At 45.6% G+C, this 15,566-nt stretch carries 8 protein-coding genes and 1 pseudogene; 2 read left to right on the forward strand and 7 right to left on the reverse strand.

Annotation, left to right across the window (positions count from 1 at the left end; all coding sequences use genetic code 11):
• Positions 1 to 71 precede the first annotated feature (71 nt).
• The 5 genes from DTO96_RS08890 to DTO96_RS12970 all read right to left on the reverse strand — a co-directional run bounded on the left by DTO96_RS08890 (position 72) and on the right by DTO96_RS12970 (position 6,262).
• Positions 72 to 2,489 (reverse strand): CHASE2 domain-containing protein, encoded by a 2,418-nt coding sequence (locus DTO96_RS08890; protein WP_114563170.1) that lies wholly within the window; start codon positions 2,487 to 2,489, stop codon positions 72 to 74.
• A gap of 48 nt (positions 2,490 to 2,537) precedes the next feature.
• Positions 2,538 to 3,641 (reverse strand): FecR family protein, encoded by a 1,104-nt coding sequence (locus tag DTO96_RS08895; RefSeq protein ID WP_114563171.1) that lies wholly within the window; start codon positions 3,639 to 3,641, stop codon positions 2,538 to 2,540.
• 39 nt (positions 3,642 to 3,680) lie between these two features.
• Positions 3,681 to 4,463 (reverse strand): response regulator transcription factor, encoded by a 783-nt coding sequence (locus DTO96_RS08900; RefSeq protein WP_114563172.1) that lies wholly within the window; start codon positions 4,461 to 4,463, stop codon positions 3,681 to 3,683.
• Positions 4,464 to 5,014: 551 nt separating this feature from the next.
• Positions 5,015 to 5,809: an OmpA family protein gene (locus DTO96_RS08905; RefSeq protein WP_192878980.1), complete on the reverse strand. Its 795-nt coding sequence runs from the start codon at positions 5,807 to 5,809 to the stop codon at positions 5,015 to 5,017.
• 66 nt (positions 5,810 to 5,875) lie between these two features.
• A complete protein-coding gene (locus DTO96_RS12970) occupies positions 5,876 to 6,262 on the reverse strand; it encodes a YadA family autotransporter adhesin (RefSeq protein ID WP_225972609.1) in 387 nt (128 codons plus the stop codon).
• On the opposite strand from DTO96_RS12970, the gene DTO96_RS13040 reads away from it, so the two are divergent.
• On the forward strand, positions 6,177 to 12,266 hold the full coding sequence (locus tag DTO96_RS13040; RefSeq protein WP_264080571.1) for a midas domain-containing protein: 6,090 nt from the start codon (positions 6,177 to 6,179) through the stop codon (positions 12,264 to 12,266). The two genes, DTO96_RS12970 and DTO96_RS13040, sit on opposite strands and share 86 nt — an antisense overlap.
• On the opposite strand, the pseudogene DTO96_RS13150 reads toward DTO96_RS13040, so the two are convergent.
• Positions 12,221 to 13,219: pseudogene (locus DTO96_RS13150) on the reverse strand (ESPR domain-containing protein); the annotation flags it as partial. The gene DTO96_RS13040 and the pseudogene DTO96_RS13150 overlap by 46 nt on opposite strands.
• A 510-nt stretch (positions 13,220 to 13,729) precedes the next feature.
• On the reverse strand, positions 13,730 to 14,935 hold the full coding sequence (locus tag DTO96_RS08915; RefSeq protein WP_114563174.1) for a DUF1615 family protein: 1,206 nt from the start codon (positions 14,933 to 14,935) through the stop codon (positions 13,730 to 13,732).
• Positions 14,936 to 15,248: 313 nt separating this feature from the next.
• Between DTO96_RS08915 and DTO96_RS08920 the strand changes: the two genes are divergently transcribed.
• A complete protein-coding gene (locus tag DTO96_RS08920; protein WP_114563175.1) occupies positions 15,249 to 15,485 on the forward strand; it encodes a hypothetical protein in 237 nt (78 codons plus the stop codon).
• The last annotated feature ends 81 nt before the right edge of the window (positions 15,486 to 15,566 follow it).

The raw sequence follows: 15,566 nt of genomic DNA on the forward strand, positions 1-15,566 counted from the left end.
GCCCGTTTTTTTTTATGACCCATCAAATGTGATCCAAAACATAAATTCGGTTTTTGGGGTCACTCAGAATCTCAATGCATGGATTCAACGGTTTCTTCGCACAAAGGTAACCAAACCGTGATTTGTGTCCCCTTGCCCAACTCACTGGACACATCAAGCCAACCGCCATGGCGCTCAACCACTGTTCGGGCCATCACAAAACCAATGCCAAGGCTTTGCGCTGCATCGGGAATGTTGCCCGCATTGCTTTGCCCATCCAGTTGATGTGTTTCTCCAGTCTGTAAGCGACCCAACTGCACATCGGTCATCCCCTGCCCTTGATCAATGATATGACAAGTAAGCCAATTTTCAATTCGTGTTGGTGAGGTCACGGGAATCGGTATTTTTCTGTGGATGTCATTCAGTTCTTCGCGGTGGTGATGCTCAACCACAAATTCAACCGTTGTGTCGGAAACGCTATAACGAACCGCATTGGATAACAAGTTAATCAAAGCTCGAGTGAGTAATGCACCATCCGCTTGAACCCACGACTGCTCGGCGAGCGCACGACCATATTCGTTGATGAGTAAATGTATCCCTTTGGCCTGCGCTTGCGGCCATATTTGCTCAATGACCTCATCCACAACGTTTGCAAAGTTAATTTCATTGAATCGGTATTGACTTGACCGTGCTTTCGACAAGTGGACCAAATCATTGGCCCAGCCAAGGGTGTGATGAACTTTATTTGAAATTCTTTCAAAAAATTCTTGCTCACTTAATCGAGTGGCTTGATGCTGTTGCAATTCCAACAATGACAAAATAGACACCTGCGGTGTGCGTAAATCATGTGATAAGAACTCGAGCAATTCGGCACGCTGTTGCTGAGCCTGTCGTTCTGCCGATAGGTTCATAAAATTAATCAGCCAAATCGTTTCACCCGAATCGAAGGTTTGCCCTCTGTCATGATTACCAAAAACAACATTGGTCAAATGCAACTGAAAAAACTGACCATGTTGTGCTCCATTTAGTTCAAGTCCTTGCAACAACTCCCAACAATGCGGGCTGCCAACAAACTCACTTAAATCCAAATTCGAATCGATTCGTTCCAACAAATCATCCAAATACGTTTCGTTGATGCGGAACAAATCCAAAGCCATTTGATTGCTCATCAATATTTTACCATCGCTGCTCGCCACGACCAACGACGTTGGCAAATGCATCAAACTGTCACCCGTAAACTGATACAGCTGATTAATTTGGCTCATGCCCTGTTCTAATGATCTCGGTAAGAAATGTGAACGTTCGGGGGTAGAGAAAAAATGAGGTAAAGTCCCCAAGTGATTTTGAGCATTCTTCAGCCCACTGTCCACATAAGCCAAGACGACAATTGAGCGGCGCCAACTCCAAACCAAATAAGTCAAAGACAGACCAATAATCCCCGACACAGGCGGTAACCACATCCGTTGAACCCACAGCATATAAGCAACAAACGACATGTACAAAGTCACACACAAAATAAACGTAAGTAAGTAAAACCGCTCCCCCACCCATAAAAACAGCAACATCAGTACAACAAAGGGTGAAACCACATTCAGCTGCTGTAACCAAGGTTGATTCAAGTCATGAATCTGTAAATGATTAAGCAAAGTATCAAGGATATTGGCATGGATTTCGATGCCGGCCACAGTGCCTTTTTCACCAGAAACTGGGGTCACGCGTTGATCTCCCAAACCTTGTGCCGTTGCACCAACAAGCACATATTTGCCTTGCAAAAAATTTGCGGGCACCTGATGATTTAAAATACTCCAATAAGGTAAGGTGGTGTAACGACCTTTGGGTACATTAAATGGAATACGAAACAAAGCATCAGGCTCATCCAGCTCATCATTCACGTCATCATTCCCCGTGAGCAAGCGCGTCAAAACAGGCCATGATGTGCCATTTTTATCTTTAATGTTAAAAGCCGTTTGACGCACAACCCCATCAGGATCTGGGTTTTGAACGATGTGCCCCAATAAAGCATGGCGGGCGACAGAATCAACCGGCATCGTCACATCCGTCGGCTCTCCAGCATAAGAAATAAGCAATACGGGTGCCGCGATGCGATCAAATTGCCCCATGGCCTCCCCCAACTGTACATCATCCAGAGGATTGACCGATGGCTCAAGTGTTAACACATCAAATAGAACCGCTTTGGGTTCATATTGTTTGAGTTGGTGTAAGAAATCAGCATGCGTTTGTCGAGACCAAGGCCATATGCCCAGCATGCGCAGGCTTGAATCATCAATGCCTACAATGACAATGCGCGGGTCAGCCTCTCTTTCACTAAAGGTCAGCAAACGATCATAGGTATAATTGTTGGTCATGCCAACGATGTCCGTCTTACTCAGTGTAATTAAAACGACTGTCAAAGACAACAGGACAACTCCCCATTCCATTAAAAAATGTTGGAGGAAACGCTTTGAATGTGATGTATTGGCTGGCTTAACAGCACCATCGGTACGCATCATTATGAATCACCCGATAAAACCAAGTCTGTATGCAAAGCAATGCCGTGCTTAAGGCTCAAAACGATTGGAGTTAATTTGCTTATTATGTACTTTTAGGAAAAAACGAATATCTGTTTGTCCTTCGATGCCAGTTGAATCAATTGCGCTTGAACGCACATAGTAAAACCCATTGGTAAGGTTTTTATCAGGCATTGTTACGGTAGGCTCCGTATTTAAAGCCTCTTGTTTGATGTCAATGAAATCTGCATCTTTAGCAATCTGAACATGATATGCCGCAGCTTGATCAACTCGAGACAAATTAAACACCACCTCTTCCCCATGTTGAGCCTGATCTAAATCAAAAAATGCAGGTGCGGGCAAAAGAGAGGTCTTCACAGAGCCTGAATCCAAGCGCTCAACATTAAGTCCTTGTCCAGCCTCAAGCACCACAGGCGCTCGACATATTTGACGTGAACGAACCCACAACGTTCCATCTTCAACACTTGCTTTGGTTTGATGAGATTCGACAGAATGAGACACTAAAAAATGAGTCCCTCGCACACCCACGATTGCATTGGGCACTTGGATTTCAAATGTATTTTTTAATGATTTTTCATGTTTGGGTACGTAACTCTCCACTCGGCCATGCATCAAAATAAACCGTGCCACTTTGTCATTTTGACTCAAAGCAATGCGAGAGTTGGAGGGTAAAACACTGATCACCCCATCACCAAGCTCTAAACTGATAAAGCTCTGTTCAAAAGTCTCTACAACATCCCCCAATTCGAGCGTCGAACCAACCGACAAAGGCTGAGGCTGTACAAGAGTCACACCTTGTCGCTCTAACAAGAATACCTGCCCTTGCAGTTTTAGAACAGTTGCAGGGTATAAGGATGCCTTTGCAACAACAGTACGTGTACTGAGTTTCGATTTCAGCCCATTCGAATGCCCCCCATTGGAACGCACCTTCCGCTGTGCGATGACATGCTGTTTAACTGATTTTAAAACCACGGAGGGTGCGACAGAAACATCACAATTAAGCTCTTGGGCAAATATGGGATTAACAATCAAACCTGTACACACGCAAAAAACGGCAACAATTGACCGGATGGCCATCTTCTTGTGCCACATGTTTAGTGTAAGTAAAGAATGTTGTTGAAACCGTTGTGTCATTTTCTACTTTTAATGTTTAGTGTCAGGCAAAAACACCCATCAAATAGCGCGTGGGCCGGCCACGTCGAGTCGATAACCAAAACCATATACTGTTCTCAATACAAAACCATTTTCAGCCGTTAAATTCAATGAATGCCGCAAACGGTAAATATGCGTATCTAAAGCCCTGCTACTTGGATTGTTCGTGCGTTTCCACACAGTCTCAAAAATGGCTTCACGCGATACAGGTTTACCTAAGTTTCTAAAAAACAACAAAGCTAAGCTAAATTCTCGCTCCGTCAAGTCAATCACTTCACCTTTGCATGTCACCGTTTGTTCAAATTGATTAAATTCGTAGTCATTAATCTTGATTACGACATCAAGTGAATCTTTCTCAAGAGACAACATTGAGTTCTTTGCATTTTTTTCGACACCCAGCTCGTGAGATGTTTTATTTGCACGAATCAAACGCTGAACCCTAGCCACCAATTCACGAGGGCGAAAAGGCTTGGTCACATAGTCATCTGCACCAGCATTAAGTCCTGCGATCATTTCATCTTCAGAACGCAAACTGGTTAACATAATGATCGAAGTATAAGCATGATTTTGTTTTTGACCGTATTGACGTACCCATTGCAAAATCACATCACCACTCATGTCAGTAACACGTCGGTCGAGAATAAGGCAATCAAAGTATTCTGTTTTTAATGCTTGGAGTAAAGCCAAACCACTTGTAAAAGCACGGTATTCAACGGGTTCATCCCAAAAGTTTTCTCCTCCAAACAGTGCTTGTTCAGCCATTTGGAGTTGGGTTATGTCATCTTCTAGAATAGCAATTTTCATGTGTCCACCAGTATTAATTATTATTTAAACCAAAAACATACAGTAAGATATATATTTTTATATTTAACGCAGCTACAGTATTGCTTTAAACTATCCAAGTACCAATGTAAAACACCTAAAAAATATATTTATAGCTGTTTTTAGTATAAAGACAGTTGAATTATAAAGATATTGTAAAAGTAAAACAATACAGATCCGTACTTCTGTAGGGGAATTAAAAAACATTAATAAAACCTGCGCATATTTCCAACCTTAACACAAGTAGATTTACTTTGCAGACCACTGTTGATTAAAATACTTATATCTACAAAAACGTTTCATATGGTTTTTGCCATCAGCACAAACAAAAAATACTTATTCATAGAAAAGCTTCACAAAAATGAAAATTTATGAGCTCTGTTCAATCAAAAACAATTGCAATTTATCAATAGAACAAGAAATTCTGCCAATCATTAAGACTGTCTTTCAAATTAAAAAACATGCATCAACAATTCAAGGTCGATGCATGTTCATGAATAACTGCATGTGTTGATAGCAACCATCCAATCCCATTAAATATCGCCATTAACGCTCACCTCGATCCGACGATTGGGCATCAAGCAAGCCACAACAGCTGGAGATTTTGAACCTGGGCAGCTCACAACAGGCTTATTTGAGCCCGCTCCCGATGTCTGGATCAAAGAACCATCAATGCCTTGTGAAATCAAATATTGCTTCACTGTGTTGGCACGCGCAAGGGATAAAGCCTGATTAGAACTAACTGAACCGATTCTATCTGTATAACCCGTAATAGAAATTGAGCGAGTAGTCTTATAGCCCGTCTTAATTTGACCTGCTAAGTTATGCAAATTTTCTCTGCCCGTTTGTTGTAAATCATTAAAACCTGACTTACCGAATGCAAATAAACCATCTGAGCTCAGCACCAAAGGGTGCGATTGATTAAGAACGGGGTGTTTTTCCTCAAGGAATGCTGCGCACTGATTTTCTTTCCAAGCCGTTTTATCAACACGTGTGTGCTTCTCATCAAAATGCACTTGATATTGGCATGTCACATATTCATCTGCATTACCCGTATAAAAATTAAATGCATAATTCCACACATTTGGACCACCAATGCCTTCATTAAAATGAGGATTACCAATTTCTAAAGCCACTTGATCCTTATCCATACCAGATCGAATCCGTCTAATGTGATCGGGCCCTGTAAAATCGCCTGTTTTCAACCATGAGTCTTTTAACTCGGGAAAAATCATGCTGTTTGTGCTGTCATTTGCTGATGCAAAAGAACCGAGAGACAGAAACGCCACAGTGCTTAACATTTTTACTGCAAATTTTTTAGTTTTCATATTCATTGTCCTTGTTCAAGTTGGGTATTTGGGTGAGGTATAACTCGATACCTCACCCTTTCAATCTTAATCAATAATACCCGTCACACCAATACGAGCACTCACACCACCTTTAGCGGACCCAGATACGCCACCTGACAACGACCAACGGCCATTATCCGCGGTCTTACGCAAAGACACACCAAATGCCGTTTGCCCACCGCTGTAACCAAAACCTGCATAATAAGTCAGTTTGTGCGGAATATAAGGTGCTGCTTCTAAAGCCAAAGCACTGGCAACACGTGCGGACAATTTATCACCCAAATTGTTAATGTTGTTGTTGATATTGACCTCAAGACCTTTCAACTGATTCACATTCACGGCATCAGTGCCATTCACACCAGCCGCCACATTGGTGATGCGTCTCTCATTGCCCACTGAACCAACCGATACTGTATTGGCCTCATCCGCCACAGAATTCGACCCCAAAGCCACCGAGTTGGCAGCTGAAGCTGTCGCACTCGTACCCATTGCCAACGAATTGGTCGCATTGGTCGTTGTCACAGCCCCATTGCCCATCGCGGTTGAGTTATCGCCATTGGCTACAGAATTTGGACCGATAGCGATCGAGTTATTGCCATTGGCCTGTGCACCCGCCTCAGTTGAGTTCGCTTGGAAGTACTTTGTACCTACGCTATTGATGACATTGACCGTCGTCGATAAAGAAGATACTGAAGTCGACAACGAAGCCACCGCGCTGTTGGTCGTGCTAAAGCCCGTCGAAGTCAAAGTCGACAACGAAGCCACCGCACTGTTGGTCGTACTCAAACCTGTTGAAGTCAAAGTCGACAACGAAGCCACCGCACTGTTGGTCGTGCTAAAACCCGTCGAAGTCAAAGTCGACAACGAAGCCACCGCGCTGTTGGTCGTGCTAAAGCCCGTCGAAGTCAAAGTCGACAACGAAGCCACCGCGCTGTTGGTCGTGCTAAAGCCCGTTGAAGTCAAAGTGGACAACGAAGCAATCGCACTGCCTGAGCTACTAAATGACGATGAAATCGAAGCAATTGCACTACCCAACGTACTCAACCCTGTCGATGTTGATGTTGACAATGAAGCCACTGTTGAGTCCACTGTACTGAAACCAGCTGAAGTCGATGTTGACAACGAAGCGATTGAGCTGCCTGTCACTGTTGACAACGATGCCACTGTTGAATCCACTGTGCTGAAACCAGCTGAAGTCGATGTTGACAATGAAGCGATCGAGCTGCCTGTCACTGTCGACAACGAAGCTACTGTTGAGTCAAGCGTGCTGAAACCAGCCGAAGTCGAAGTTGACAACGATGCGATCGAGCTGCCTGTCACTGTTGACAACGATGCCACTGTTGAGTCTACTGTACTGAAACCAGCCGAAGTCGATGTTGACAACGAAGCCACTGTTGAATCCACTGTACTGAAGCCAGCCGAAGTCGATGTTGACAACGAAGCGATTGAGCTACCTGTCACTGTTGACAACGAAGCCACTGTTGAGTCAAGCGTACTGAAGCCAGCCGATGTCGACGTTGACAACGAAGCGATTGAGCTGCCTGTCGCTGTTGACAACGACGCCACTGTTGAGTCAAGCGTACTGAAGCCAGCCGAAGTCGATGTTGACAACGAAGCCACTGTCGAATCCACCGTACTGAAACCAGCTGAAGTCGACGTTGACAATGAAGCGATTGAGCTGCCTGTCGCTGTTGACAACGAAGCCACTGTTGAATCCACTGTACTGAATCCAGCCGAAGTCGAAGTTGACAACGAAGCCACCGCACTGTTCGTCGAGCTAAAGCCCGTCGATGTTGACGTTGACAACGAAGCCACTGTTGAATCCACTGTGCTGAAGCCAGCTGAAGTCGATGTTGACAACGATGCCACTGTTGAATCCACTGTGCTGAAACCAGCTGAAGTCGAAGTTGACAACGAAGCCACTGTTGAATCAACCGTGCTGAAACCAGCCGAAGTCGATGTTGACAACGATGCGATCGAGCTGCCTGTTACTGTTGACAATGAAGCCACTGTTGAATCCACTGTGCTGAAGCCAGCTGAAGTCGAGGTTGACAACGAAGCTACTGTCGAATCCACCGTACTGAAACCAGCCGAAGTCGATGTTGACAACGAAGCCACTGTTGAGTCCACTGTACTGAAACCAGCTGAAGTCGAAGTTGACAACGATGCGATTGAACTGCCTGTCGCTGTTGATAACGAAGCCACTGTTGAGTCCACTGTGCTGAAGCCAGCCGAAGTCGACGTTGACAACGAAGCGATTGAGCTGCCTGTCACTGTTGACAACGATGCCACTGTTGAATCCACTGTGCTGAAACCAGCTGAAGTCGAAGTTGACAACGAAGCCACTGTTGAATCAACCGTGCTGAAACCAGCCGAAGTCGATGTTGACAACGAAGCAATTGAGCTGCCTGTCACTGTTGACAACGATGCCACTGTTGAGTCTACTGTACTGAAACCAGCCGAAGTCGAAGTTGACAACGAGGCCACTGTTGAGTCCACTGTACTGAAGCCAGTCGAAGTTGACGTCGACAACGAAGCCACTGTTGAATCAACCGTGCTGAAACCAGTTGAAGTCGCTGTGGACAACGAAGCAATCGTGCTATTGGCAGTGCTCAAGACAGTCGATGATGCCGTTGAAGCAGCCGTTGACAATGATGCAATCGAACTATCGACTGTACTGAAACCAGTTGAAGTCGATGTTGACAACGAAGCCACTGTTGAGTCTACTGTACTGAAGCCTGTCGAAGTTGACGTCGACAACGAAGCCACTGTTGAATCAACCGTGCTGAAACCAGTTGAAGTCGATGTGGACAACGAAGCAATCGTGCTGTTGGCTGTGCTCAAGACAGTCGATGATGCCGTTGAAGCAGCCGTTGACAATGATGCAATCGAGCTGTCGACTGTACTGAAACCAGTTGAAGTCGATGTTGACAACGAAGCCACTGTTGAATCAACCGTGCTGAAACCAGTTGAAGTCGCTGTGGACAACGAAGCAATCGTGCTATTGGCAGTGCTCAAGACAGTCGATGATGCCGTTGAAGCAGCTGTTGACAATGATGCGATCGAGCTGTCGACTGTACTGAAGCCAGTCGAAGTCGCTGTGGACAACGAAGCAATCGTGCTGTTGGCAGTGCTCAAGACAGTCGATGATGCCGTTGAAGCAGCCGTTGACAATGATGCAATCGAGCTGTCGACTGTACTGAAACCAGTTGAAGTCGATGTTGACAACGAAGCCACTGTCGAGTCCACTGTACTGAAACCAGTTGAAGTCGCTGTGGACAACGAAGCAATCGTGCTATTGGCAGTGCTCAAGACAGTCGATGATGCCGTTGAAGCAGCTGTTGACAATGATGCAATCGAGCTGTCGACTGTACTGAAGCCAGTCGAAGTCGCTGTGGACAACGAAGCAATCGTGCTATTGGCAGTGCTCAAGACAGTCGATGATGCCGTTGAAGCAGCCGTTGACAATGATGCGATCGAACTGTCGACTGTACTGAAACCAGTTGAAGTCGATGTGGACAACGAAGCCACTGTTGAGTCTACTGTACTGAAGCCTGTCGAAGTTGACGTCGACAACGAAGCCACTGTTGAATCAACCGTGCTGAAACCAGTTGAAGTCGCTGTGGACAACGAAGCAATCGTGCTATTGGCAGTGCTCAAGACAGTCGATGATGCCGTTGAAGCAGCCGTTGACAATGATGCAATCGAACTATCGACTGTACTGAAACCAGTTGAAGTCGATGTTGACAACGAAGCCACTGTTGAGTCTACTGTACTGAAGCCTGTCGAAGTTGACGTCGACAACGAAGCCACTGTTGAATCAACCGTGCTGAAACCAGTTGAAGTCGCTGTGGACAACGAAGCAATCGTGCTGTTGGCAGTGCTCAAGACAGTCGATGATGCCGTTGAAGCAGCCGTTGACAATGATGCAATCGAACTATCGACTGTACTGAAACCAGTTGAAGTCGATGTTGACAACGAAGCCACTGTTGAATCAACCGTGCTGAAGCCAGTTGAAGTCGCTGTGGACAACGAAGCAATCGTGCTGTTGGCGGTGCTCAAAACAGTCGATGATGCCGTTGAAGCAGCCGTTGACAATGATGCGATCGAGCTGTCGACTGTACTGAAGCCAGTTGAAGTCGATGTTGACAACGAAGCCACTGTTGAGTCTACTGTACTGAAGCCTGTCGAAGTTGACGTCGACAACGAAGCCACTGTTGAATCAACCGTGCTGAAACCAGTTGAAGTCGCTGTGGACAACGAAGCAATCGTGCTATTGGCGGTGCTCAAGACAGTCGATGATGCCGTTGAAGCAGCCGTTGACAATGATGCAATCGAGCTGTCGACTGTACTGAAACCAGTTGAAGTCGATGTGGACAACGAAGCCACTGTTGAATCTACTGTACTGAAGCCTGTCGAAGTTGAAGTCGACAACGAAGCCACTGTTGAATCAACCGTGCTGAAACCAGTTGAAGTCGCTGTGGACAACGAAGCCACTGTTGAATCAACCGTGCTGAAACCAGTTGAAGTCGCTGTGGACAACGAAGCAATCGTGCTATTGGCGGTGCTCAAGACAGTCGATGATGCCGTTGAAGCGGCTGTCGACAATGATGCAATCGAACTGCCTGTCACTGTTGACAACGAAGCCACTGTTGAATCAACTGTACTAAAACCAGTTGACGTCGATGTGGACAACGATGCAATCGTGCTGTTGGCTGTGCTCAAGATGGTCGATGATGCCGTTGAAGCGGCTGTCGACAATGATGCAATCGAACTGCCTGTCAATGTTGACAACGAAGCCACTGTTGAATCAACCGTGCTGAAACCAGTTGACGTCGAAGTAGACAACGAAGCAATCGTGCTGTTGGCTGTGCTCAAGACCGTCGATGATGCCGTTGAAGCGGCTGTCGACAATGATGCAATCGAGCTGCCTGTCAATGTTGACAACGAAGCCACTGTTGAATCAACTGTACTGAAACCAGTTGACGTCGATGTGGACAACGAGGCAATCGTGCTGTTGGCTGTGCTCAAGATGGTCGATGATGCCGTTGAAGCGGCTGTCGACAATGATGCAATCGAACTGCCTGTCAATGTTGACAACGAAGCCACTGTTGAATCAACTGTACTGAAACCAGTTGAAGTCGAAGTAGACAACGAAGCGATCGAGCTGCCTGTCACTGTTGACAACGAAGCCACTGTTGAATCAACCGTGCTGAAACCAGTTGACGTCGAAGTAGACAACGAAGCAATCGTGCTGTTGGCTGTGCTCAAGACCGTCGATGATGCCGTTGAAGCGGCTGTCGACAATGATGCAATCGAGCTGCCTGTCAATGTTGACAACGAAGCCACTGTTGAATCAACCGTGCTAAAACCAGTCGAAGTCAATGTAGACAACGAGGCAATCGTGCTGTTGGCTGTGCTCAGGATCGTCGATGACACTGTTGAAACTGCTGTTGACAACGATGCAATTGAACTACCCGTCACTGTTGACAGCGATGCGATTGTTGAATTAACTGCACTCAATCCCGCTGAGGTCGAGGTTGACAACGAAGCAACTGAGCTACCTACTGCCGTTGACAACGAGGCAACGGCTGAACCAACAGCACTTAATCCTGTTGATGTCACAGTTGACAACGAGGCAACAGAACTGCCTGTCACTGTTGACAGTGATGCAACGGCTGAACCAACAGCACTTAATCCTGTTGAGGTTGAGGTTGACAACGAGGCAACAGAACTGCCTGCCGCGGTTGACAACGATGCAATGGCCGAACCAACAGCACTCAATCCTGTTGATGTCACTGTTGACAATGAGGCAACAGAACTGCCTGTCGCTGTTGACAGTGATGCAACGGCTGAACCCACAGCACTCAATCCTGTTGACGTCACAGTTGACAACGAGGCGACCGAGCTACCTGTTGCTGTTGACAATGATGCAATGGCTGAACCCACAGTACTCAATCCTGTTGACGTTACAGTTGATAACGAGGCGACCGAGCTGCCTGTTGCTGTTGACAATGAGGCAACGGCACTATTCGTCGAACTCAAACCAGTTGATGTCGACGTTGATAATGATGCAATTGCGCTTCGATCAGAACTGATGCTTGTTGAAGTCGCAGTCGACAACGAGGCTATTGTTGAGTTAACTGCGCTGAAACCTGTTGAAGTCAATGTTGACAAGGATGCAACTGAGCTACCCACTGACGTTGACAACGATGCCACTGCACTGTTGGTTACGCTCAAGCCTGTTGAAACGGCTGCTGATAAGGATGCTACAGCACTGCCCGATGCGGTCGACAACGATGCTACCGCGCTGTTGGTTGTGCTTAAGCTTGTCGAAGTTGAAGTCGACAGTGATGCAATAGAGCTCTGCGTGACACTCAAGCCTGCATACAATTCCGACCCATTAATTGCATCTGTTGACGTTGCACTGATTTGACCAGCCGCGACGTTGGTAATTTGACGTTGAAACGATCCCACCTCACCCACAGACACGACTGAGGTTGGGCTCGTACCTGCAAAACCACCATAAGTAATCGTACCTACAGTACCAGAGCTTGTTGGATTCGCCGCCGCAGTGGTTGAACCTGCACCCAATGCCACATCACCAGCACTGGTGCCCGCAACCGATCCTGTACCCAAAGCCAATGCGTTGTTCATACTGGCGGTAGCACCAGTGCCAAAGGCTGTCGCGTTAGTACCAGAAGCTGTCGCAACCGCACCGAATGCGTTAGCATAGTTACCAGATGCAAGAGCATATATACCTTGGGCAATAGAACCATTCCCTTTAGACTGAGCATGAGCACCCAACGCCATACTTCCCAAACCTGATGCTACCGTATCTATATAAATACTCGGCAAGGTGAGGCTTCCACCCGGGAAAGTTATGACAGACCCATCTAAGCCCGTAGTACGAGTATCATCGCCACCAATTCCAATCGATGCATAGCCTGATGCCGTTGTATTGCCACCAATGGCAATAGATTGGTCACCAATGGACGAAGCACCATCGCCCGCGTTATTTCCGCCACCAATTGCTACCGACTGTGAACCTTGAGCATTAGAATTAACACCCACCGCGACTGTGTTATTCGCGGTAGCTGTTGCAGAGCGACCAATTGCAACGCCATTGGGACCAGTTCCTATCGCATTTGAACCAAGAACAGTAGAAGTACCCACTCCCGTTGAGGTTCCATTATCTAAAGCAGTGACATCAGCTCCAATCAAAATTTGTGCTTGGGCTGCACTACCCACAAACAGACTTGTTAAAACACCAGCAGCTGCGACAACTGTTGCAACTGTATTGTTTTTCCCTTTAGCTTGAGTAATTTCTGAAACTGCGACCCAAGCACCTGTTAACTTATTAAATATGCTTCTATATGACTTATTCATATCAATTTCCTTATCTGCTGTTCATACTAAATTACACGTCATAACAACACTTATTGCATTTCAAACAATAAATGCAAAATATATAAAATAGAAAATACACTTAAAAGCGTTATGTACACTGTTAAAATTTTTACATATTTAAAATATAAAAACGAAACTGGGCAATACTAACACTGTGAATAAATATCTAAAATAGGCAGATAGGGGTCAATCAATTTTATTGAAAAAAAGAGTAAATTTTCGATACTTCCTTGAGCTTTATTGAGTTTTAAGATGAAAAACTAATACACTTTACGAAACCTAGAACAATTCAATGAAATTCTCAAAATGGTCAATAAATAGGCTTACGTATAACAACCATATTACTACTTTGTTATTTATTTTCAACGTAAATTTATTATTTCGTTATTAAAACAACATAATTATTGAGGGTCATGATTTTCGTTTTTTTAAATCTTATATTTGATACGATTATGATGAGTACAAGAACTAAAAGTTAAACGCAACCTCTTATGACATTGAAGCCACGGTCAAACACTTTTTATACCGACTGTTCACACCATTGGCATACCATTCGGTGGTCAAAGTGCGTGTGATTTTTTCACTTATTAATGTGATTTTGGGCATCGCTGCGGGGATGGGTTGTAAGCCTCGCGCTGCCATCAATTGTAGAACCGTCGTATAAGTGTTGGACTGTTCGAATTCAATCGATTTTTCACGACTGAGGTCATCAATGATGGTTTGGGGCTTGATGTTTTTTGCTGATTTGGCAAAAAGTTTGGTGATGATCGCTTGAGTTTGCGATGGTTTTACGAGACCATCATTGCTGATGCTGTTATGAGACAACAAATCACCATCGGGCGTGATCTTGGCGCCTGTCAGCTTATTCAACATCATCTGAAATCCTGCATTGCGGCTGGCATAGTGCCCTGCGTTGTAATCGGCAAATCGGTAAATGATGTTGTCATAGCGGGCGGGATAGTACAGTAAATGCGCTGTACCGTAAAAAACACCACCCGCACGAGTGTATAAGGTGTCGCGCATGTCCGACGTGGGTTTGCCAACCACCTGCGCCAGTTTGCGAGCGTAATTGATGGACACTTGCATGGACCCCACTGTTGAAATCAACTCATCCACACCTTTGCCAAAACGATCAAGGATGATGCCTGTAAATTTTGCTTCGGTAAACGCTTCATACCACTGCGCCAGATCACGCTCCGTTTTTATTTTTTTAATCGCATCACGAAAAGTAACTGGGGAACCTGCGGCCATGGGTTGATTGAGCCGCACCTCCAATGCGGCAAACATGACAAGGTTTTCTTCCATTTTATCAATTTTTTTGTTCAACAATGCCGCCAAACCAGGTACAACGGGGTCTTCTTTAAAGCCACTTTCTTGCTCGATCACGGCCATCACGGCACACACATTTTCATTGGAACGAGGCAATTTGAGCTCATCGATGGCCGAAAAAATATCTTTAACCCACGCGGTTGGATCATTCACTGATCGCCCACTTTGTTGAATGTATTTCACAAAAACCGTTTCAGGCGCGACTATACTGGGTGCGCTTGTGGGCAAGCTGGGTGTCTGCTGTGGACACGCCGTCAATAAAAGAATTGCGCTTAAGCCGTATGCGAAACGACGAGTTGCTTGAAAGGGAGAAGATGTCTTGTTCAAATGCATGATAAAAATGAGGGGCTTAAAAAGTGTACTCATTCAAAGGCTTACGACACACAAGCCCGAGCACTCGTCATTATAAGGCATTATGTTTCAGGGCTCCGAACCAATCCTGTTATAAAATCAGCCGCAAATCAGCCACTTGTGAAAACTCGGCACAATCAATCAAGCTGCATTGAAGCTAAAAAGGTGAGGAAGATCAAAAGTCTCATGGCTCCCACACTCATCTAGCGGTTCCCGCATCCAATGAACGATGAGCGGGCTCAGGCGGTCAAAAAGACCTGCTGATGCTCACTTGAAAGGTATAATGCGACATTCCCACCCCATACCAATCGATTGAAAGACCCTAACCATGCAACTTAAACCTCCAAACACCGCAGCACTGGCCATGCTCATCGTTGGATTGTCGTCGCTTGTGCTTTGGTATGCTTTACAATCAACAGCAGACACCGATGCTTCATGGCAAACCTTTGCCCAGAAATTGGCTTTATTACTGATGGGTGGTTTGCTCACCATTGTGGGCTTAAACCTAACATGGTCATCCATGAAACCACCTTCAGACAAAGACAAACCATCGAAGTCCACCTGAAACTTCATGTTCTATTATTCAGCACTTGTTAAGTGATCCATCATCTTTCACCGTATTCATATTGCTGGCCTTCATCCAGCC

Origin of the sequence: Ephemeroptericola cinctiostellae, assembly GCF_003339525.1 — a bacterium.
Taxonomy (GTDB): domain Bacteria; phylum Pseudomonadota; class Gammaproteobacteria; order Burkholderiales; family Burkholderiaceae; genus Hydromonas; species Hydromonas cinctiostellae.